Origin of the sequence: Paenibacillus sp. FSL R5-0923, assembly GCF_038009145.1 — a bacterium.
Classification (GTDB): domain Bacteria; phylum Bacillota; class Bacilli; order Paenibacillales; family Paenibacillaceae; genus Paenibacillus_AQ.
In genome coordinates, this window is record NZ_JBBPAT010000002.1 from 846,940 (window position 1) to 867,871 (window position 20,932).

Annotated in this window: 20 protein-coding genes; 11 read left to right on the top strand and 9 right to left on the bottom strand. The window is 42.5% G+C overall.

The genetic code is table 11. The annotated features are described in order from the left end of the window. The first annotated feature begins 111 nt into the window (after window positions 1–111). Window positions 112–564 carry an IDEAL domain-containing protein gene (locus tag MKX35_RS29010; RefSeq protein ID WP_042185792.1) on the top strand — a complete coding sequence of 151 codons (453 nt, stop codon included), beginning with the start codon at window positions 112–114 and terminating at the stop codon, window positions 562–564. A 92-nt stretch (window positions 565–656) separates the two neighbouring features. Here the strand turns inward: MKX35_RS29010 and hemH are convergent, their stop codons facing one another. Then, the gene (hemH, locus tag MKX35_RS29015) at window positions 657–1,670 is read right to left on the bottom strand and encodes a ferrochelatase (protein ID WP_218641849.1); all 1,014 of its coding nucleotides are present in this window, start codon (window positions 1,668–1,670) and stop codon (window positions 657–659) included. Between the two features lie 493 nt (window positions 1,671–2,163). Between hemH and MKX35_RS29020 the strand changes: the two genes are divergently transcribed. Next, window positions 2,164–4,455, top strand: a complete 2,292-nt coding sequence (locus MKX35_RS29020; RefSeq protein WP_076298206.1) for an FMN-binding protein — start codon at window positions 2,164–2,166, stop codon at window positions 4,453–4,455. Between the two features lie 198 nt (window positions 4,456–4,653). Continuing rightward, on the top strand, window positions 4,654–5,610 hold the full coding sequence (locus MKX35_RS29025; protein ID WP_042185798.1) for a 3'-5' exoribonuclease YhaM family protein: 957 nt from the start codon (window positions 4,654–4,656) through the stop codon (window positions 5,608–5,610). A gap of 385 nt (window positions 5,611–5,995) precedes the next feature. Here MKX35_RS29025 and MKX35_RS29030 read toward each other — a convergent pair whose 3' ends face one another. Together MKX35_RS29030 and MKX35_RS29035 are read right to left on the bottom strand one after the other, a co-directional pair. After that, window positions 5,996–6,634 (bottom strand): 3'-5' exonuclease, encoded by a 639-nt coding sequence (locus MKX35_RS29030; protein ID WP_076298205.1) that lies wholly within the window; start codon window positions 6,632–6,634, stop codon window positions 5,996–5,998. Window positions 6,635–6,786: 152 nt separating this feature from the next. Then, a complete protein-coding gene (locus tag MKX35_RS29035) occupies window positions 6,787–7,656 on the bottom strand; it encodes a hypothetical protein (protein ID WP_076298204.1) in 870 nt (289 codons plus the stop codon). A gap of 248 nt (window positions 7,657–7,904) precedes the next feature. Between MKX35_RS29035 and MKX35_RS29040 the strand changes: the two genes are divergently transcribed. Together MKX35_RS29040 and MKX35_RS29045 are read left to right on the top strand one after the other, a co-directional pair. Next, entirely contained in the window at window positions 7,905–8,522 is a 618-nt protein-coding gene (locus MKX35_RS29040; RefSeq protein WP_076298203.1) for a DNA-3-methyladenine glycosylase family protein, read from the top strand. Between the two features lie 22 nt (window positions 8,523–8,544). Further along, window positions 8,545–9,249: a DNA alkylation repair protein gene (locus MKX35_RS29045; protein ID WP_076298202.1), complete on the top strand. Its 705-nt coding sequence runs from the start codon at window positions 8,545–8,547 to the stop codon at window positions 9,247–9,249. 36 nt (window positions 9,250–9,285) lie between these two features. Here the strand turns inward: MKX35_RS29045 and MKX35_RS29050 are convergent, their stop codons facing one another. Together MKX35_RS29050 and MKX35_RS29055 are read right to left on the bottom strand one after the other, a co-directional pair. Then, window positions 9,286–9,969: a PspA/IM30 family protein gene (locus MKX35_RS29050; RefSeq protein WP_076298201.1), complete on the bottom strand. Its 684-nt coding sequence runs from the start codon at window positions 9,967–9,969 to the stop codon at window positions 9,286–9,288. 47 nt (window positions 9,970–10,016) lie between these two features. Continuing rightward, window positions 10,017–10,235, bottom strand: coding sequence for a PspC domain-containing protein (locus MKX35_RS29055; protein ID WP_042185808.1), 219 nt, complete (start codon window positions 10,233–10,235; stop codon window positions 10,017–10,019). 287 nt (window positions 10,236–10,522) lie between these two features. Between MKX35_RS29055 and MKX35_RS29060 the strand changes: the two genes are divergently transcribed. Next, complete coding sequence (locus MKX35_RS29060) at window positions 10,523–10,936, top strand: zinc ribbon domain-containing protein (RefSeq protein ID WP_076286297.1); 414 nt, start codon at window positions 10,523–10,525, stop codon at window positions 10,934–10,936. A gap of 78 nt (window positions 10,937–11,014) precedes the next feature. Here the strand turns inward: MKX35_RS29060 and MKX35_RS29065 are convergent, their stop codons facing one another. Further along, window positions 11,015–12,118 (bottom strand): GerAB/ArcD/ProY family transporter, encoded by a 1,104-nt coding sequence (locus tag MKX35_RS29065; RefSeq protein WP_076298200.1) that lies wholly within the window; start codon window positions 12,116–12,118, stop codon window positions 11,015–11,017. A gap of 144 nt (window positions 12,119–12,262) precedes the next feature. On the opposite strand from MKX35_RS29065, the gene MKX35_RS29070 reads away from it, so the two are divergent. The 5 genes from MKX35_RS29070 (at window position 12,263) to MKX35_RS29090 (ending at window position 17,137) form a co-directional block, all read left to right on the top strand. Continuing rightward, window positions 12,263–13,777 (top strand): spore germination protein, encoded by a 1,515-nt coding sequence (locus MKX35_RS29070; protein WP_042185813.1) that lies wholly within the window; start codon window positions 12,263–12,265, stop codon window positions 13,775–13,777. Further along, window positions 13,774–14,997 (top strand): Ger(x)C family spore germination protein, encoded by a 1,224-nt coding sequence (locus MKX35_RS29075; protein WP_076286295.1) that lies wholly within the window; start codon window positions 13,774–13,776, stop codon window positions 14,995–14,997. The genes MKX35_RS29070 and MKX35_RS29075 overlap by 4 nt, the downstream gene beginning before the upstream one ends. A 5-nt stretch (window positions 14,998–15,002) precedes the next feature. Then, the gene (locus MKX35_RS29080) at window positions 15,003–15,233 is read left to right on the top strand and encodes a hypothetical protein (RefSeq protein ID WP_042185817.1); all 231 of its coding nucleotides are present in this window, start codon (window positions 15,003–15,005) and stop codon (window positions 15,231–15,233) included. 303 nt (window positions 15,234–15,536) lie between these two features. Next, the gene (locus MKX35_RS29085; RefSeq protein ID WP_042185818.1) at window positions 15,537–16,310 is read left to right on the top strand and encodes an SDR family NAD(P)-dependent oxidoreductase; all 774 of its coding nucleotides are present in this window, start codon (window positions 15,537–15,539) and stop codon (window positions 16,308–16,310) included. A gap of 467 nt (window positions 16,311–16,777) precedes the next feature. Further along, window positions 16,778–17,137, top strand: coding sequence for a hypothetical protein (locus MKX35_RS29090; protein ID WP_042185820.1), 360 nt, complete (start codon window positions 16,778–16,780; stop codon window positions 17,135–17,137). A 64-nt stretch (window positions 17,138–17,201) separates the two neighbouring features. Here the strand turns inward: MKX35_RS29090 and nrdF are convergent, their stop codons facing one another. The 3 genes from nrdF to nrdI are packed head-to-tail and all read right to left on the bottom strand — an operon-like array spanning window position 17,202 to window position 20,631. Then, window positions 17,202–18,161 (bottom strand): class 1b ribonucleoside-diphosphate reductase subunit beta, encoded by a 960-nt coding sequence (gene nrdF, locus MKX35_RS29095; protein ID WP_076298199.1) that lies wholly within the window; start codon window positions 18,159–18,161, stop codon window positions 17,202–17,204. Between the two features lie 39 nt (window positions 18,162–18,200). Continuing rightward, window positions 18,201–20,285 (bottom strand): class 1b ribonucleoside-diphosphate reductase subunit alpha, encoded by a 2,085-nt coding sequence (gene nrdE, locus MKX35_RS29100; protein ID WP_076286294.1) that lies wholly within the window; start codon window positions 20,283–20,285, stop codon window positions 18,201–18,203. After that, window positions 20,272–20,631, bottom strand: coding sequence for a class Ib ribonucleoside-diphosphate reductase assembly flavoprotein NrdI (nrdI, locus tag MKX35_RS29105; RefSeq protein WP_042185827.1), 360 nt, complete (start codon window positions 20,629–20,631; stop codon window positions 20,272–20,274). Before nrdI ends, nrdE begins: the two co-directional genes overlap by 14 nt. Between the last annotated feature and the right edge of the window lie 301 nt (window positions 20,632–20,932).

Below are 20,932 nucleotides of genomic sequence, written 5' to 3' on the forward strand. Positions count from 1 at the left end.
AAAAATTAAAGTGAATGGATAGAGTTAATTTTACATTATTGGCATTTAACGAAATTATAGATATCATCAGGTTTCAGGTAACCCAACTAAGAGGGACGAGGTGCATGAGAGATGATCAGACTAGAAACGCAAGACATTCTGAATATTAGCATGAAGCAAATTGCTACTATTTTTAAAATGAAGCCGCTTGAGCTGAGATTTGTCACTGATTTTCAGGGTGAGAAATATCTCTTAACTAATGATAAGCTACACCTCAGCAATCAGCAGTACTGGGCGAAGGTTATGGAATGTGTCTTTGATGATCATGTTAGACCTGTGCTAATGTGTGAGGTGTTATATTTCCTGCGTAACGAATTTCTGGAAAGTGATATCAAGATATGCTTCTCTTATGATTATGCAGAGGATGGGAATGGAGAAGCCACTGCAACCGCTGAAGTATCTTTTAATGATTCAGCTGATTTGCAGCCAAGTGAGATTGCCGAGCTGATCGATTTTGCATTGACCTTACAGGACAAGCAATGGTTCCATGAACTGACTACTAAATATAAGCAGCTTACAGCATAAGCATCTTAGTGACCCTTAGATCTTATGAACTGACATAGCAAACCGTCTTTTCTGCAGCAAAGAATATTTGCGGACAAGACGGTTTTTTTGTATTACCAGCCCATGGCATTTCGTTCAACATGCTGAGCTAAAAAATGAAGCCAGTCCTCATGATTATTCAAGCAGGGGATTGCAGTGAAGTCTTCAGCATGTCCTCCTCCAGCCACAAATTGCTCGCGCCCTTCTATGGCTAGCTCGTGCAGCGTTTCCAGACAATCCGTTACAAGTCCCGGTGAGAAAATCAAAGGTTTATGAATTCCGCGTTCCGCTAGCTTTCCCAAAACATCTGCTGTAGAGGGACCTACCCATTCTTCGCGTCCGAAGCGTGATTGAAAAGTAAGCTGCCAGCGTTCAGGCTCCCAATTCATAGCTGAAGCGAGAAGACGCGCAGTTTCCATACATTGCTCTGGATAGGGATCGCCTGTATCTGCATATCGTTTGGGGATCCCGTGAAAGGTCAGTACAAAAAAATCAGGATTAGAGCTCAGAAGTTCCATTTGCTGCAGTAAATGCGACTTCATGGCTGAAATATAACCGGGTTCATTATAATAGGCATCCATAAATCTGAGAGCAGGAATAAGGCGCTTTGTTACCGGTCCAGTGGAGCTTTGGCGTCCTAGTGCAGCGAAACTCGCTTGATCGAAGACAGATGCCGTCGTAGTGGACGAATATTGCGGGAATAGCGGCACAATGATGATGCGTGTGACTCCGTTAGCTTCCAATGTGTTCATCGCTTGTTCCATACTTGGTTCGCTATATGCTAAGCCAAGCTCTACTTGATACCGAGAACCTAGAAGCGCTTGCAAACCAGATCGCTGAGCTAATGAGTGGAAGAGTAAAGGTGATCCTTCTGTTGTCCAGATTTGTCTGTACAGCTCAGCCGACCGCCGAGGACGTGTACGCAGAATAACGCCTCGCAGCAAAGGTTGCCAGAGCAGTGGTGAATAATCTATGATTCGGCGGTCGGATAAAAAACGTTTCAGATAAGGACGTACCGCCTTTGCAGTAGGTGCAGTAGGTGTGCCAATTTGGGCGAGAATAACTCCAATAGGTGGCTGTTTGTTCAAAGCTTTGAACTCCTTTCCCATGTTAGAGATCGTTCTAAAATAACATATCTATTCTTGGATACACAATAATCGAGATCACGTTATCTACTTTGGGAATAGGAAGTGGGTGTATTTGTTTGGAGAAAATAATGAAAAATCACATTTATGAGCAAATAGTGATGTTTCTTATAGGGTATGTGATTTTAGATACAGAGGAATTGCGGAAAAGTTTGGTAGTATCAAACCAGAAATTGATTGAAAAAGCGCCTTCATTTTTTTCTGATATTATATGTGAATTATTTCACCTTTGATGCGGTTTATTGTAAAAAGGAATGAATAGATTTAAGGCATTATTTTTTTTGGAAAGTGATGGTTCGCGCATAGGCATGAGAGGGGGGATGGGTTCTTATGAAGAGAGATGTAATGCTTCATAAGAAGAGAAGGGGCGCCGTGAAAGGTAAGTTTGGTTAAGAAAAGCTATATATCACTGGGGACTTGGTAAAGGAGAATTTTATTGAAAAAACTAATTTCTTTAACGGTTAGCGCGGCAATATTGTTAGCGCCATTTGCTTACACACTTAATGTGCCTGCTTTGAACTTGAAGGTGGATGCAGTATCCGCAGCTTCTGAAGAAGCGGATGCACCAGCAGCTAAACCAACAGCAAAACCAGCAGCAACAGCAAAACCAGTAGCAACACCAAAAGCAACAGCAAAACCAGTAGCAACACCAAAGCCAACAGCAAAACCAGTAGAAACACCGAAAGCAACGGTAAAACCAGTAGCAACACCAAAGGCAACAGCGGCACCAGCAGCAACGACAAAACCAGCTACAACGCCAAAAGCAACCGCTGCACCAGCGGCTACAGTAGTTCCAGCAGCGACTGTTAAGTCTGTGCCTACAGCATTGCCGGTTACAGTTAAGGAAAATGTATATCAAGATGGAGTTTACGTAGCGTATGGCGATGCTTACTCCAAAGGTACCGAAGGCGCTAAGATCGAAATTAAAGATGGGAAAATTACTAGCATCGATCTCCTGAGAACCAGCCCTAAGCTGATCGACAGAGATGCTCGTAACAATTATAGCGCTTTATGGCAAGCTTATGGATTGATGACGAATAAATTGATTGGCAAGACAAGAGATGGAGCAGCTGCAGTAGATGCTGTTTCGGGAGCAACACGCTCTAGTAATGGATGGAAATTGTCTGTAGACAGAGCGTTTGAAAGAGCTCTAACAGTGAAAGATACAGATGCAGTTTACTTTGATGGTGTTCATATGGGCATAGATCCTACAGGTAAATATGCAGTATTTGCAACCTACGAATCCAATAAGCTCACAGCTGTTAAAGTGTACCCGCTGAACAGTGCTGGTGATTTCGTGGATGAGAAGGCCTACACAGCTGAGCAATCCGCAGCAGTTGCAGCTATAACACCAGCATTGCTGGCTAAAGGAACAGCTGCAGAGCCTGTTGCAGGACTCGAAGCCGACTTTAAGGCTGCGATTAATGCTTTCTGGGATGCTGAGCAGAATGCAAAGATTAACAATACTTCTGCTTATGTAGACGGATTCTATTCCTCTTATGGGACTGCAAGAAGTGTTGGTGTTGAAAGAGCTGACATCGTGATCCGCAACGGTAAGCTTGTGGATGTGAAGCTGTTCAGACTTGGGAACAACCTAATTGACAGAGGTGCAACGGCTTATGCAGAAGTTGTAAAAGCTAATGCTCCGATGACAGCTAAGTTGCTTGCTAATGGATCTTATTTCGCTAACTATGATGAGAAAGTAGATGGAATCTCTGGCGCTACAGAAAGTAGTCACGGTTGGAACCAAGCCGTAGAAAGAGCTTTCGAAAAAGCACTGAAAGTTCCAGATGAAGTTAAATATTTTGACGGAAAATTCGCAGGTGTAGATAACCAATCAAAAGTATTACTGCTTGTTGATGTTGCTTCAGATGCAGTTACAAACATTAAATTAAGCTTGTTCGGTGCTGACGGCAAGCTGATCGCTGATGACAAACTAAGTGCAGAACAAAAATCGTTGGTGGGTACACTTACTTCAGGATTACTTGAAAAAGGTGTGCAAATGTCCGATATCACAGGTCAAGAAGAGCTATCCGCAGTTGCCAAAGCTGCTCTGACTGATGCTTTGACTAACGCATCCAAAGTTCAAGGAACCTATAAAGACGGAACCTTCACTGCATTTGGTGATGCCTATGATAAAGGAACAAACAGAGCAGACGTTACACTGCGTAACGGTAAGATCGTAAATGTTGCTTTGTATCGTGTAGGAATGAATCTTGTGGATAGAGGCAAAGCTGCTTACCCAGAGGTGGTAAAAGCAATTCCGCAATTGACTTCTAGCTTCCTTGCAGCAGGTACTAGAGAAGCTGTGCAAGATGTAGACGCTGTTTCCGGTGCAACTAGTAGTAGTGTAGCTCTCAAGACTGCGGTGGATAGAGCATACGGGAAAGCTGAAATTGTTGAAGCTAACAAAGCGGCTTACTTCGATGGAATCTTCATTGGTGTAAGTACGGATAAGCTTGTAAATGTGATGACGTATGTAGAACATGGCGTTCCTGTTAAAATGCTTGTTTACTATTTAGATAAAAACGGAAGTACAAGAACGGTCAACCAGTTGACTGACGCTGAGCTGGCTGTGAAGAGCGAGATTGAGTCGACTTCAACGGGCTATAGTTTACACAAGTATGGATATCGTGCAGCAGCCTTCGGAAATAATGATGCTGAGAAAGAAGTATCTGCTAAAGTGGTAGAAGCTATTAAATCAGCACTTGAATCGGCTGGCAAATAAGTAATTATCAATCAATAGTTAATCTATAAAGGGGGTTATTCTAAGCCATATTATGGCCTGTGGAGTAACCTCCTTTATCTACCTGTACATAAAAATGAAAATAGATCGTATAGTGATTTAAAGGGATTTTGGACGTGAGTGTCTAAAGTTTAATATAGAGAGCAGGTACAAAGCCTGTTATTAATAGGAGGCTTCAACATGACACAAATTAAACAGCTCGCTCCACAGGATGAATTTGTTGGCTTTTATCTCTTAAGAGAGCTAGCGATCAAACAAACGAACGGTACTCCTCCAAAGGATTATTTCGACCTAGTCTTGGGGGATTCCAGTGGACAATTGTCCGCGAAATATTGGGATGCCAGCACAACCGATAAAGAAACTTTTTTTCCTATGGCACTGGTGAAGGTTCGTGGGATTGCGCACACTTATCGTGAGAAATTGCAAATCAAAGTAACCAAAATCAGATTGGTGAACGATGAGGATGGCGTTGCGCTAACGGATTTTATTCGCTCCGCTCCTATTCGTCCAGTAGACCTTATTCATACGATTAAAGGGGTTATGGCAAGCATCACAGATCCGGAGATTGCCTCGATTGTCTCCTTTTGTGTAAGCAAAGTGGAAGAGAAATTGATGCATTATCCGGCTGCCAAAACGCATCACCATGCTTATTTTGCCGGTCTTGCTTATCATATGGTTCGCATGCTGGAGATCGGGGATTTTTTGTGCAAGCAGCGTCCGTTCCTGAATCCAGATTTAATGAAGGCTGGAATTATTCTGCATGATATCGCGAAGCCGGAGGAGATGATCTCTCAGCTCGGAATTGTCTCAGAATATAGCGTTCAGGGGAAGTTGATTGGTCATATCTCGATGGCATCTAACTGGATTACAGAAGCGGCCATCCGCTTAGACATTGATTTGAATTCGGAGAAGGTTCTGGCGTTACAGCATCTCGTATTATCACACCATAACCTGGGCGAATGGGGCAGTCCTGTTCAGCCGCAAACGGCTGAGGCCGTAGCGCTGCATCATATTGACGCGATGGATGCGAAGCTGCAGATGGTCGAGGATGCGCTGGATACCACACCAGAAACGGAAGAATGGACGCCATTCATCAGAGGACTGGAGAATAAAGCAGTTTATCGGATGAAGATCTAGCGTGTTGTGTTGATCTTGGTTGGTGATCTGGATGAACCGATGGGATGTTCACTGATCGCTGATAAAATATACGGAATTCTTCCCTATAATTAGCACGATAAGGGTCTATTTGAAGTCATTATACGGAATTTCTCCTTATAATTTTTATGAAATGCTTCATTTACACCCCTACCTTATGAGTTATAGGGATAAATTCCCTATAACTCAGTCGTATAGAGCTTAAACGCAGAATTACAGGGAGCTATTCCCTATAATGACCAGCAATGTTAGATTTCTTCGTAGTGAATGAATCGACTTGTATGCTATATTCCTCCATCTATGCAAAACACCCAACCAGCTGTAATGAGCCTGTTGGGTGTTTTTAGCTAAATAACTTAATAGTTTCTTACAAATAGAAGTTTTTCGTTCTTTGATTGTTCACAGGTTTCTTAGCAGGTTTACTCTTTCGAGCAGAAAAAGGAGTGTATCCACCAGCAAACATTGTTCCGCTAGTATATCCGTGGCTGCTGGAGAGCAAAAGCGGGTCAAGGTGTGATTCTCGCTCCATAAGCATTAATAGAACCAAGGCAGCTGCGCGCGCGTCATCGAGAGCGTCATGGTGCTTCAGCTCAATGCCGAAATGCTCGGATACTACATTAAGCTTATGAGAGGGAAGCTCGGGCAGCATTTTTTTGCCTAATAAATAAGTACATAAGTATTGAAAGCTCGGATAGCTTATGGACATCCCATCGAGGCAATACCGCAGTACACTCATATCAAAAGCGGCATTGTGCGCTACAACAATTCGTCCGTGCAGCAAAGGTTCAACGGTGGGCCATAATTCGTTGAAAGTAGGCTGACCGATTACCATGGAGGGGGTGATGCCATGTATCGAAATGTTCATGCCGTCAAACCGCTGTTGCGGATCGATCAGCCAAGAATGTTCTGCTGTGATTACGCCATCTTTAACTTCCACAAGTCCCAAAGCACAGGCGCTGGATCGACTGGAATTCGCCGTTTCAAAGTCAATTGCTATAAAGTCCATCGTAAAGCTCCTCATCTATCATATATACATTCATATTAAAGTAGTAAAATGATAAATACAATCTAGTACAAATGCAAGAGAAAAGCCATGATATTCTATATAATAGAATTGTCATGGCTTTTAGGGCTGTGGTTATTAATTATAGTTATTTTCTATACTTCTCCCCCAGCAGCGATGTAAGCATCAAGTACCCGTTTGAGTGCTGCTTTTTGGTTTGCACTGATGGTTCTATCCTCTTTTCGTTGATCTCCTTCAAGACGCATAATGGTTTTCTCGGATTCAATGAGCTGAGTCAACATCTTGATTTGTGATTTGTTGAGTGTTTCATCATGATATTCCCAAACCCCCGGACTGTTAATATCCGTGCTCATATCTCTTTCTGCTCCCATAAATCCAGGGTCTATTTCAAATTTTTGACCATCTATATTAAAGACGTAATTCTTAATGAATATCCAGCTATCACCGGTGTATTGTATTTTTAAGCGTAGCCCAGAGGTTATTTGTCCATCCTTGATTCCAAAATAAGCGTAAATGCCATTTTCATTGATGTACTTTGGCGCTTCTTTATCTTGGTACCATGTAATGCCTTCAACTTCATCTACTGTTTTCACCATTTGTGCAAGAGCCGCATCTTGCTTGGCTTTGATAGCAGCAGCTTCCTTTTCTTTTTTCTCTGCATCCGCTTTAGCATCTGCATCTGCTTTTTTCTTTGCTTCTGCTTCTGCAGCAGCCTTCGCCTCTGCGTCAGCCTTAACCTGCTCAGCATCATTTTGGGCTTCAGCACTTACAGTAGTTGAATTATCATTGCTGTTTGTCGAAGTTTTGGTAGTCGTATCTGCTGTTTGAAGGGTTTTATCTGAGTCGGAGTTTCCAGCAACCACTGTAAATACAATCATTAAAATAAAGGATAGTAGGGATAAAATAAATTTAATCTTTGCAGGTTTTTTCCGTATTGCGGAGACAATCCCAATGATTCCAAGTGTAATAAAAGCGAGAAAACAAATAACGACTAAAAATGCCATTTTACAATTCCCCCTAAGGTAAAAAAAAGTATTTTTGTGTAAAAAATCCACATGTTATGAACATTGGATAACTATTCTACGTATAGTTTAATAGAAAGATGCGATTTAATCACCATAATTTTCTTTTTTATAACAAAATATTGAATTGACTTGATAGTTTCGTTATCTTGCTATCCTATTCAAGAATCCGTACACTGCAAAATAGATGTTGTATATTATTGTTAAGCTCAGATACGGGAGGAAATACTTTGGGAGCTGTAATCACTAAATTTTTTGAATATGGGCAAGCAGAAATCGATTACCTCGGAAGTGTGGACCCAGTGCTAGGTGCGGCGATGGCGCGAATGGGGAAAGTGGAACGTGTGATTATTCCGGATCTTTTCACCGCGCTTATCTATGCCATAGTAGGTCAGCTAATATCAGTCAAAGCAGTTCGAACTATCTGGACAAGAATGCAGGCTCAGTTCGAAGAAATAACTCCGCAGCAGCTAGCTAAACACACTGCGGATGAGATTCAGGGTTGCGGCATGACGATGAAAAAGGCGGTTTGCATTCATGACATTTCCAAGCTGATTGCTGATGGGGAGTTTAAGCTGGAGGAATTATATGGATTGTCCGATCAAGAGGTTATTCAAAGACTCATGAAGTTAAAAGGCATCGGTATGTGGACAGCAGAGATGATGCTAATCAATTGTATGGAGCGCCCAGATGTAGTTAGTTGGGGAGATATCGCCATTCGTCGCGGCATGATGAAGCTGTATGGGCTTGATACGCTTACCAAAAAGCAATTCGAACAATACCGTCTCAGGTACTCACCACATGGTTCGGTAGCTTCCATATATTTATGGGAGATTTCATTTCAATAATTAATACGTAGGGAGCACTATAGTGGATAAAACAATAAAGGAACAGCTAGTGGAGTTGGCAGATGCGGATTACCAGAAGTTTTCTGCGGCTTTACTTCCGACGATCGATAATGTGATAGGAGTCAGGCTACCGGAGCTACGTAAACTCGCCAAAACCATTGCAAAGGGTGACTGGAGAGCCTATTTGGAGCACGCCGACTCTGATTTTTTTGAAGAGGTAATGCTGCAAGGTATGGTACTTGGTTATGTGAAGACAGATCCTGAAGAAATTCTGCATTATATTGCGGACTTTATTCCTAAAATCGATAACTGGTCGGTATGTGATAGCTTTTGCACGGGGCTGAAGTTTACCTTGAAGAATAAAGAGCAGATGTGGGACTTTATAGTGCCGTATCTGTTATCTGATAAAGAATATGAGATTCGATTTGCGGTAGTGATGATGCTTAATTTCTTTATTGAAGAAGCGTACATCAGTCGGATTCTACAACTACTCGATAAGGTCAGACATGAGGGGTATTATGTGAAAATGGCGGTTTCTTGGGCGCTATCGATGTGTTATGTGAAGCTGCCTGCGGCTACGATAGATTATTTGAGAACTAACACTTTAGATGATTTCACCTATAACAAGGCTTTGCAGAAAATCACAGAGTCTTACCGAGTAGATCCGGAATCGAAAAAAATGATTCGCGGGATGAAGAGGAATAGAAAAAACAAGCCCCTTATATAGCTCAGTAGCTGAGAAATAAGGGACCTGTTATTATATTTATTTTTTGTCGGTACTGATTTTCCGGTTGCGGATACGTTCAATTTCATCATCAACAGCACTACGAAGGTTGGGGTCAATGGACGAAGCTACGCCTGCGCCTGAGTTGGATTTATACTTAGAGTTTTCTGCCAATGCTTCCCACTCGAAAATTTTCTCTTCCATTCGTTCGAAGCCACGTGAAGCGGTACCCACATTCGGTCCTTTTACACTGTTACTATGAGGAGCTGAGCTTAGTGTTTCTGTAGCTTGCTGAGCACGAGCGATAAGTTCAGTTCTTTTCGCTTTAAGGTGTTCGCGCTCTTCTTTAGCTCTAGCGATGTTGATCTCCAGCTCTGCCAGGGATTGCTGAGTTTGTGCCTGACTATTGATACTCTCATCCAGCTGTTCTGTATACCGCAGCTTGGCCATGAGTGCAAGGCGTGCTCTTTCTTCATTTCCTTGCTCAACCGCCTGAACGGCTTCAGCTTCGCTTTGCTCTATCAGCTGAGTATATTCTTGCTTACGACGTTCCAATACACTGGCTGTAACTTTTAAATCCCGCTCATTGCGTTCTGCCGTAGCTATTTCGTTCTCAAGATCGCGTAGATACTGACCCGTCAGAAGCACTGGGTTTTCTAATTTGTTCAGACCTTCGTGTAGGGCAGCTTTAGTAAGGGTGGAAATTCTTTTGAATAAACTCATGTTATATCTCTCCTTAGTATGTTTGATTGGTACTAAATGACGATCTGTTAATAGAAATCATGTCCATCCGAAAAGCTGCCAAAAGGTTCTTTAGGGACGATGATGCTGGCGATAAAGTAAAAGATAAGTACGGTACCGAAGCTGAAAAGTGCTGCGGCAACAGTTACGAGACGGAGAATTGTGGCATCGATGCCTGACCAACTGGCAAGACCTCCGCATACACCACTAATCTTCTGGTCACTTCTGGAACGATATAATTTTTTCATTTATTATTGTCATCCTCTCTAATGGGGGTGATTGTGTTTAAATCTTGCAACCCGCTTGCTTATGTACTCATTGTATAGCCTTTCTGAATGCGGCAAAACGGCCTGAAGGCGGTTTTATATACCAGACCTGAGTCGAGGTACGTTCCCGCAGGAAGGCGGGGGAAATAAGTTCATGATTGTGGATGAACTACAAATCCCGGTTGAAGTTAGGTACAATAAAGAGAGGAATACTTGTGGTGGTGTCGAAATATGCTTATATATGACTACTACGGAATAGGGGGCTGAATATGAGCTTTTTTAACAAGGTAAAGGCAGGCGTGAGCGAGGCTGGCAATAAAGCAAAGACAGTGGTGGAGATCAATCGTTTGAAATTACAGAACAACAGCAAGCAGAATGACATTGACCAGCAGTATCAGGTAATGGGTAAACTGTTGTTTGAAGCTGTAACACAAGGAGCAGGACCATTGCCGAGTGAGCAGATCGAGAAGAATATTTCCCGTATTCTTGAACTGAAATCGGAGATTGAGGTCAATCTGCAGCAAATTGCGGGGTTGTCCGATGTGAAGCAGTGTAAAGCATGCGGTGGCAATGTGGCAATCGAGGCTCGCTTTTGTCCGAGTTGCGGATCAACTTTTGAAGTGGCTCAAGAGCCAATTCGTGATGTAACACCATCGTCGATTACATTGGATAAGAAGGAATAAACTTGCTGCATACAAGAAATTCATGAACAAAAGGACAGCTCAATAGCTGTCCTTTTTTATTTTGAGGAGAGAGGTTGTTTAAACCTTGGCAGCAAAACGTTTCTTAAAATAATACACAATTAGCAACATAAGCGGCAGAACAAATGCACAGGTGAAATCCCAATCTACCCAGTAGGCGGGGATTTCCTTTACATAAAAAATGATGTCTTTGGCAATCAGTTGTGACATACCAAATAACAAAAATCCAGTGGGTAGGATCAGAGGACGGTGGCTTTTGAGTTTAAATAATTGGGCTGTACCTAATGTTAAAGCATAATAATAAATGGCTGTTTTGAAGTATGTGCTGATAATCCATGCAGTAGCCATAAGCGCTTCAATACGTTGCAGAGAATTAGCAATATTAATTTTTTGAGCAAGAATATAAGCGGCATAAAATTGATGTTCAGAAGCGTAAACACCAAGAACGGTAAGGGAAAAAAATAAGATGAGGTTAAGTCCGAGAGCTCCGATGATCAAGGCTATGAAAATATCCCGGCTTGTTTTGCTATTCTTCTGAGCATATGGATATACCATAAGAAACACGCATAATTCACCAAAAGGATAAAAAACACCATACATCAAAGTATGGAGCATGTCCGGTACTGGTGTGTTCATAATGGGGTATAAACGTTCCATTTTGACATCGGGAGTCAGCAGAAGCAGCAGACCGATCAAAAAAACTGCAAACAGAGGGAAAAAAAGCTGAGCTGCCCGTCCCAATGTTTCCAGACCCAGTCGTACACCATATACCAGCAGGAAAATGGCCATAAAACGGATAACCCCACCGGGTGTCTTCTCGTAAATCTGTGTACACATGAAATCTTCAATTTCTCTTATGTAAGTGGAAGCGGCAATCAGGAAGAACACTAAATAGAACAAGGCTACAGCCGTTCCGGCCCATTTTCCTAGGATTTGTAGGCTAAGCTCGATAATATTCTTGTTTGGTTCAATGTCTGCTAAGCAGAGCAACAGTTTTATGGTCGCTAGGCCCAAGGGGATACTAATCAAAGCAGCAATCCATGCATCTTGCTTCGCTCCTGATATCATTAACGCTGGATATACAAGTGCCATATCCCCAATAAATGTGAATAGCCCGAGTATAATCATTTGATTGGTACTAATTCGATCTTTCTCCAAATGCATATACCCCCTCAAATTTATTGGACTAGTTTTAGTATGGTTGTAGTTACCAGAATTATGCCATTCCGAATTTTAATCAGAAAGGAATAATTATCAAAATTAACATCAAACTATACTCATTAATCTAAGTGAAGTGGAGGCTACATCGTGAAAAGTTCGGAGACGGGTACACTATCAAACCGATTGAAAACCAATATTGATCAGTTGAACGGATTGCTGGGCGGAAGTTCTGATGTAGTGATAAAAGAGTTGCAGATAGAAGAAAATACTAATATTTCTTTGATTTACATAGACGGTCTTGTGGATACTCAGGTGCTGCATAATTCAATTTTGTATTCTTTGCAGGAACATATTCCTTATGAACAGCTGGGGAAGCTTGAGCCCGAGCAGAAGATTGAGATCATTAAGAAACAAATATTAATAGCCGGTGATCTAACCGTTATCGTTGATTACAGCCAATTCGTACACGAATTGCTGTCCGGTAGTGTAATGCTGCTGCTCGATGGGACATCCACCGCTCTCCGGATCGGCTTACCAGGCTGGGAAGATCGCAATGTAGGTGAGCCCAGTTCCCAATCGGTTGTTCGAGGTCCAATGGAAGGATTCACTGAGAATTTACGGACGAATACGGCACTGGTTCGGCGGAAAATAAAAGATAGCCATTTATGGCTGGAAACCGTTCAGATCGGAAGGGTAACTCAAACCAGCGTATCCATTATGTATCTAAGCAACATCGCGAATAAGGAGTTGGTGCAAGAAGTAAAACGCCGTCTGAATAAAATTGATACGGACAGTATTCTCGAGAGTGGATATATTGAAGAATTTATTCAAGAGACGGTATTTACACCATTTCCTACCGTATACAACAGTGATCGTCCAGATACGATTGCAGCAGGTATTTTGGAAGGAAAAGTGGCTATTATTGTTGATGGAACTCCTTTTGTACTTTTGGTACCCACATTTTTTGTGGCATTTTTTCAGTCTGCTGAGGATTATTACCAAAGGGCTGATATTGGTACATTGCTGAGATTAGTTCGTTTTATTTCATTTTTTATTACTTTGCTTGCACCTTCATTGTATGTTGCGATAACTACGTATCATCAGGAGATGATACCGACCAATCTTGTAATTAGTTTAGCTGCCCAGCGGGAGAGTGTTCCTTTTCCGGCTTTTGTCGAGGCGCTGATCATGGAAATGACTTATGAGATTTTGCGGGAGGCCGGGGTGCGGATACCCAAAAATATTGGACAGGCGATTTCCATTGTCGGAACGTTGGTGATAGGGCAAGCAGCAGTTGCAGCGGGTTTTATTTCATCTGCAATGGTCATTATTGTATCGCTTACAGCCATTTCTAGCTTTGTTATTCCGGAGACAGGAATGTCTATAGCTGCGCGGATGATCCGTTTTGTGCTTATAGCTTTGGCCGGATTTATCGGATTATATGGAATTCTATTCGGTATTTTTATCATCGTACTGCATTTGTCGAGTTTGCGTTCTTTCGGAATGCCTTATATGAGTCCGCTCGGACCTTATAATTCAAAAGACTTAAAAGACTCTATCTTTCGCTTTCCGTGGCCTTTTTTAAAAACAAGGCCTGCTGAGAACAAGACGCAGAACCTATTTCGTCAAAGTACTTCTAGTGATGAGGAATCAACGCAATGAATAAAAAATTAGTTAGAGGCGTTCTCCAATTGATGATAGCTCTCCAATTTACGTTAGTGCTAAGTGGCTGTTGGGAGAGAAAGGAGCTGAATGAGGTAGCCTTTGTCCTGGGGTTAGGGATCGACAAGGCTGAAACGGGTTATACAGTTTCGATGCAGGTCGTTATTCCATCTGCGATTTCCTCACAATCGTCTGGAGGAGGGGGAGGCACTGGAGTTCCAGTGGTTGTTTATAAATTTACGGTACCTACGTTTTATGATGCACAACGTAAGTTGAATCTGGATAGTTCCAGGACGAGTTATCTTGGTCATATCCGGGTGTTGGTTATTGGGGAGGAACTTGCCCGCTCCGGAGTGGGCGAGATACTGGACGTATTTAAAAGAAGTCGGGAAGCTCGAATGGATTTCTACGTTATGGTTGCCAGAGATACAACCGCCAGCGATGTCTTGAATGTCCTTACACCTATGGATAAATTACCAGCGAACAAATTATTTAGTTCCCTAGATAATTCTTATAAAGATTCAGCAAAAACAGTCGCTGTCACGCTGGATGATTTTATTGAAAATTTATTGGCTGAAGGTGAACATCCTGTACTGACCGGAGTGGAAGTTATGGGAGATCCCAAAGAGGGAGGAGATAAAAGCAATGTAGAGCGAACAATGCCTAAGGCGAGATTGGAATACCATACTGTAGCTGTGTTCAGAAAAGACAAACTGATCGGTTGGCTAAATGAGGGTGAAACGATTGGTTACAATTATATCAACGATAAGGTAACCTCACATTCTGGCTCGATAGCAGGGGAAGACGGAAAGCCTATTGTTATCGAAGCGATCCAGGCTTCAACCAAACGCAAAGTGAAAATTATTGATGGGGAGCCGCATATTTACCTTGACGTTAAGACGCTTTGCAACATTGAAGAAGTGCAAAGTACAGAAAATTTGGAATCGGAAAGCACCATAAAACGTTTGGAAAAGGAAACAGAGGAACGGATTATAGAGCGGATGCAAAACACTGTGGAGCAAGTAACTAATCGCTTCAATGTTGATATTATGGGATTTGGACAATCGATCTACCATGCCAGTCCTAAAGCCTGGACAAAGCTACAGCAAAAAAAAGGCGACGATTACCTCAAATCATTGCCCATCCATTATAGTGCCTCAGTAGTTATTAATCGCGTAGGTCTCACAGATAATTCTTTTCTTGAAAAAATCAAGGAGTGAGTCGAATGGTGTTATTGTTTTTTTTGGTGCTTGCTGTAGGTTGTATGGCACTTGATTTGCCTAAATTAGTGCGAAAGCGCCGAGTACGTGATCTTAGTGTATATTTTATATTTTGGATTTTGGGACTTGGCGCGACCGTATGTGCGTTGTTAAAATTGAACATCCCGAGTCCTTTGTTTCTGATTATTCTTATCTATAAGCCAATAAATAATTTATTTGGAGTATGGTTTCATTAACAACGACGGATTTACAAATTATCAAACCCCTTAGAATAAGCATCGGATAAAACTTCTGGTTTATCTGATGAAATTCTAAGGGGTGTTTTTTTTATGACGATCAAAACCAAATTCTCAATTGTTGTAAAAGTAGATTAAAATATTCATTGCTATATACAATTAAATACAATAAAGTTGTCATATAGAGGATAATTTTGTCGATTTTTCTGCAAAAATGTTCCAATCCATATTGCATCAGGCGATATTAGGGTCTATGAGGTTCGAATCCTCCTCCTGAAAAAGACATAAGAAAGTGGTGCGCATATGAGTAGCAACAGATTTGAGAACAAAGTAGTTATTATTACAGGTGCAGGTACCGGAATCGGAAAAGCTACAGCCTTAAGAGTAGCAAGAGAGGGCGGTATTGTAGTAGTAGCCAATCGTTCAGATGCCGGCGCTAACACAGTTGAGGAAATTAAGGCTCTAGGTGGGGAAGCGATGTTTGTTCGGTCAGATGTTTCTCTCGAAGCAGACTGCAAAAATATCGTAGATCAAACATTAGCAGCTTATGGAAAAATTGATTGCCTATATAATAACTCAGCAATTACAGGAGACAATACGGATGTTATAGACTATGATCCGTTGTTGTTTCAAAAAGTGATTCAGACAAATCTCACTAGCCAATTCTACATGTTGCATTATACATTACCTCATATGAAATCTGGAGCTTCCGTTCTAAACTGCTCCTCTTTGCATGGTATTTTTATCGGGATGGCCAATGATGCAGCTTATTCAGCAAGTAAACATGCTATTGTGGGGATGACTAAATCAGTTGCCAAAGAAGTGGGTCACCGTAACATTAGAGTAAATGCCCTTTGCCCAGGACCTATCCCTACACCAACCATGAACAGATATGAAAAGCTGTTGTCTGATGATGTAGAGATGCTTCAATCTCTTATCGCTTCTGGAACGGCTCTGGGTAGATACGGTACGCCTGAGGAAGTAGCTGCGTTTGCATGCTTCCTACTAAGTGATGAGGCTTCGTTTATTACAGGTACAGCACATGTGATTGACGGGGGCTATTCCGCAACAAAGTAATCACGGATTGATTTACTTATATAACAACTAATATATAGTATTAAAGGCTTTGCGGCGTATTCTGATTCCAAAAACCTGAAGGATGACTGGATTGGAATCGGAAGTCGCACGCAGAGCCTTTTTTAGTTGTCTAAAATAAATAGATTCTTCGTATGTTGGCAAATTGAATGGTTGCAAGAGACAGCAGATACACAAAAATGAATGAATTAAGGAAAATATGACCATGGATATGTTGGAATTTGTAGAAATTTGTATTTTAATATAAATAAAAAAAGAAATTTGTCGATAATAATATAGGTAATATGTATTAGTTAATATTCTAGAAAGGGTGTTGTTATAAAAACGATACAGGAAGTAGATGTCGTCGCCCTGAAAAAGCCTGGGGCGGGTATTTTTTGTCTGTGAAGTTACATACATTTCATCTCTATTATTAAAAAATAACGTTAAAACTTGGAGGAAAAATAATTATGTCATACACAATTAAGTACAACCAAAATGAGAACCATATCGATGTAGTATCTATTGATTTTTCAGCTGAAGATGTTCCAGGATACCTGAAAGATTTTGAAAATATCATGAAGCTTGTTAAACCTAAATTTACAGGAACAACTGATGTAACTGATTCTAAAAGTGTACTTACTCCTGAGGTTGCAGCTATGCTAGCCCCTACTGGTGCGATGGCGAGTGAAGCTGGTCAAGCAGGATGGGCTTATGTAACTAAAAACCCAATTTGGAAGATGCAATTGAAACGTATTTTTGGTAGAGATTTTGCAGATGCTTACGATACCTACGAAGAAGCTAGAACATACCTGAAAAGCTTGCAATAATTTAATCTTACAGTTAGCAAAAAGTGCGGAGAATTTTCTCCGCACTTTTTTGCTTTATCTATAATTAAAACTGAAAATCTTCATCTTTCAGCGGCTCCACGTTAAGCGCCCGGACGTATCCGTTACCTTTTTTCGAGAAGAAATCATGCTGCTTGGTGTGGGTACTGATGCCATTTTGAACAATCGGGTTGATCTCTTCCTCGTCGAATAGCGGATCATGCCCCAGATTCATCATGGCTTTGTTAGCATTGTATCTAAGGAAGGTCTTGACCTCGTCCACCAGTCCGATGGGAGCGTAGATCTGCTCGGTATAAAGTTCTTCATTCTCATGGAGCAGTCTAAGGAGGTCTACCAGCTTCTGGTGTAGCTCACGCTGCTCGTCATCTGGTAGCCCGTCAAAGATCTCCTGCGCCAGCACACCGACATATACGCCATGGATGCTCTCATCCCGCAGAATAAGGTCGATGATCTCACCGCTGCATGTCATTTTGCCTTGGCCAGCTAGATAAAGCGGGTAGAAGAAGCCACTGTAGAACAAGTAGCTCTCGAGCAGCACTGAGGCTGCCATGGCAAGGTACAGATCTTTGGGTGAATCTATTTTTTTGTAATATTGTGATATGGTCTCTGCCTTGAACTGCAGATAAGGGTTCTCTTCAACCCAGCGGAACACACTGTCAATCTCCTCTGTGGAGGACAAAGTGGTGAAGATGCTACTGTACGATTTGGCGTGAATCTGTTCCATCATGCCCATAAAGCCAAGCACAGCCTTGCGCTGAAGACCTTCGACATGCTCCATAATCTGCGGCATACCTACTCCGCCTTGAATCGTATCCAGCAGCGTGAGTCCGCCGAGTACCTTCATATAGGAGTCCTTTTCTTGCTCACTGAGCGTGAGCCAGGACATTTTATCATCGGATAATGGAATTTCATCGTCCGTCCAGAATTGCATAATGTTCTGATTCCAGAACATCAATGAGAAATCGTCGTCAGGACGGTTCCAGTTAACGGCTTGGATAGCGGTCATAATATGGCAATCTCCTTTTCTGCGGCTATAGCCTTCCAGTTAGATCGAGCAGGTGAGGCATTCCTCAACGGACAGCTTTTTGGTCCGGGTGTAATATAGCGACTTCAGGCCTTTATGCGCCGCGTACAGATAGGAGCGGGCCAGTTCTCTGGTGGAGACATCGCTGTTCACATGCAGAACGGTCGAGATGCCCTGGTCGATGTGGGGCTGAATTTCCGCGATCAAATCGATCACCTTGAACTGATCCATTTGGTAAGCTGATTTATAGAAAAATACATTGTCTGGACGCAGGTACGGCATCGGATAGTAAGTCGTTGAATTGGCATAAGTCCGGGTCTCAATCTGCTCTACAATAGGCATAACGCTTGAAGTAGCATTTTGAATATAGGAAATGCTGGCTGTCGGCGCAATTGCCAAACGGTATGCATGGTACAGGCCATTTGCTTTTACTGCATCCTGCAGTTGTTCCCAGTCCGCAGGGGATGGGATGAAAATATCTCCGAACAACTCTTGTACTCTTGGCGTTACAGGGCGGTAATCCGTAGTCAGGTAACGCTCGAAATAAGCTCCTGTAGCATAATCAGAAGCCTCAAATCCATGGAAGGACCGGCCGGTTGCAGCAGCGATCTCCATGCTTTTCTCCAGTGAATGATAGTTCATGGTCATGAAGAAGGTCCGGGCAAAATCGCGAGCCTGTTCGCTCTCATAAGCGATCTTGTTCTTGGCCAGATAGCCGTGCAGATTCATGACACCGAGACCGACGGAGTGCATCTCTTTGTTAGCTTTGGCTACGCCTGGGGCATTAGAGATGCTGGTCATATCGCTGACTGCAGTCAAGGCGATCATACCTTCATGTACCGATTCACGGATTTTGCCATGCTCCATCACGTTGACAATGTTTAAGGAAGCCAGATTGCAGCTTACATCACGGCGGATGGTATCTTCCTGTCCGTAGTCAGCAATTTCTGAGGTCTCCTGCAGCTGGAAGATTTCCGTGCAGAGGTTGGACATTTTGATCTGTCCAACGTTTTTCAGGGCATGAGCCTCATTGGCGTTGCTCTTGTTCATAATATATGGATAGCCAGATTCCAGCTGGATCATGGCGATTTTGGTCAGCATATCCCGTGCGCTCATGGCCTTTCTCTTTTTGACACGTGGATCGGCTAGCAGCTTATCGTACATTTCATCCAAATCCATGTCATCAAGATGCGTGCCATAAGCCTTGTACACACTGTAAGGGGCAAATACATGGAGCGGTTCATTGTCCTTCGCCAGCTTATAGAAGCGATTCGGAATGATCAGGCCGATGGACAGGGTTTTGAGTCTTGTTTTTTCGTCGGCGTTGATCTTCTTACTGTCGAGAAATTCAAGAACATCCCATCCAAAAATGTTGTAGTAGGCGGCTCCAGAACCTTTTCGTTGACCCATCTGGTCAGCATAGGAGAAGCCGTCTTCCATCAGCTTGAGCACAGGTATAATGCCCTTAGCCGCATCCTCCACACCCTTGATTGTCTCTCCGCGAGAACGGAGCTTGGACAGGTTGACAGCCACGCCACCGCCGATCTTCGATAGCTGCATGCAGGTATTGAGCACATAGTTGATCGAATTAAGCGAGTCGTCCATTTCGATAAGGAAGCAGGAGACAAGCTCACCGCGCCGGCTCTTGCCGGCATTCAAGAAGGTCGGAGTCGCTGGCTGCAGACGCTGCTCCATCATCGAACGGGCAAGCATGCCGGCAGTAGCGGCGTTGCCGCGTCCAAGATGAAGGGAGACTGCCGCCACACGGTCCGGATAATGCTCCAGATATTGCTTGCGGTCATTGCTTTTTACAGCGTAATCCGTATAGAACTTCGAAGCTGCCATATAGGATGGAAAGCTGAAGTTGTAAGAATGGGTAATTTGGTAGACATCTTCAATCTCAGCCAAGCTGTACTGTTCGTAAAAATTTTCGTAGAAATCCTGTTCAATCATATAATCAACCTTGGCTTTTGTATTCGCAAAAACCAGGCTCCGCCGTTCTACATCCCGCATAAATTCGGCTACTGCCTCAAGGTCTTTATCCAATTGAAAGAAACCACTTTCGTCTCTCTTCATCAACATGTTGTTTAGTTCAATATGCCGCAACTCGGCTCACCTCCTGTTTAATTCGTTCCACATCACCAAATGTGCCCGATAGCTCAAATTTACCGATAACTGGTACATTGTACCGATCTGCAATCAAGTCTGCGCTATGCGCGAACAGCTCGCCCCAGTTCTTGTTGCCGCTGGCGGCGATGCCTTTCAAATTGGAATAATTGTTCTTCAAGAAAGTAGACACCTTCTCTGGAATCTGTCCAAAGCCGGTGGTATATGTAATAAGCACATAGGGCTCGTCAATGGTCATATGCTCTTCAATCTGCACAGCTGGCAGCTTAAGCTTACCAATGAAGCGTTTGACGTTTCCGGTTTTTGAATCGTATGCGACTAGCATGGAGTCTCTCCCCCTGTATATATTACTGTAAAGATTGAATAGATAAGCTATAAATACTGGAAAATCATATGAATACTATATTTAGTGTGCGTTGTTTATTTTAATCACTATATGTTGAAAAGTCAACATGAAAAGTGCTTCCTGACTAGTTGGAAACTGGTCTAGTAAACGCTCTATTAAAGTGTTAATATCACGAAAATACGCAGGTTGGAGCGGTTTGCTAAGGCAGCTGTGTTGTTTTTTGTGCTGGATCTTACTGCATCTTTTTTATCATGACAAATTAGCGTCACTCCGTTGAGCA

Bases quoted from the DNA above. Each gene is read 5' to 3' on its own strand.
- MKX35_RS29035 (WP_076298204.1), bottom strand. From the start codon at position 7,656: ATGGCATTTTTAGTCGTTATTTGTTTTCTCGCTTTTATTACACTTGGA.
- MKX35_RS29065 (WP_076298200.1), bottom strand. From the start codon at position 12,118: ATGCATTTGGAGAAAGATCGAATTAGTACCAATCAAATGATTATACTC.
- MKX35_RS29085 (WP_042185818.1), top strand. From the start codon at position 15,537: ATGAGTAGCAACAGATTTGAGAACAAAGTAGTTATTATTACAGGTGCA.
- MKX35_RS29090 (WP_042185820.1), top strand. From the start codon at position 16,778: ATGTCATACACAATTAAGTACAACCAAAATGAGAACCATATCGATGTA.
- MKX35_RS29050 (WP_076298201.1), bottom strand. From the start codon at position 9,969: ATGAGTTTATTCAAAAGAATTTCCACCCTTACTAAAGCTGCCCTACAC.
- MKX35_RS29030 (WP_076298205.1), bottom strand. From the start codon at position 6,634: ATGGACTTTATAGCAATTGACTTTGAAACGGCGAATTCCAGTCGATCC.
- MKX35_RS29075 (WP_076286295.1), top strand. From the start codon at position 13,774: ATGAATAAAAAATTAGTTAGAGGCGTTCTCCAATTGATGATAGCTCTC.
- nrdI (WP_042185827.1), bottom strand. From the start codon at position 20,631: ATGCTAGTCGCATACGATTCAAAAACCGGAAACGTCAAACGCTTCATT.
- MKX35_RS29010 (WP_042185792.1), top strand. From the start codon at position 112: ATGATCAGACTAGAAACGCAAGACATTCTGAATATTAGCATGAAGCAA.
- nrdF (WP_076298199.1), bottom strand. From the start codon at position 18,161: ATGACCGCTATCCAAGCCGTTAACTGGAACCGTCCTGACGACGATTTC.
- MKX35_RS29080 (WP_042185817.1), top strand. From the start codon at position 15,003: ATGGTGTTATTGTTTTTTTTGGTGCTTGCTGTAGGTTGTATGGCACTT.
- MKX35_RS29055 (WP_042185808.1), bottom strand. From the start codon at position 10,235: ATGAAAAAATTATATCGTTCCAGAAGTGACCAGAAGATTAGTGGTGTA.
- MKX35_RS29025 (WP_042185798.1), top strand. From the start codon at position 4,654: ATGACACAAATTAAACAGCTCGCTCCACAGGATGAATTTGTTGGCTTT.
- MKX35_RS29060 (WP_076286297.1), top strand. From the start codon at position 10,523: ATGAGCTTTTTTAACAAGGTAAAGGCAGGCGTGAGCGAGGCTGGCAAT.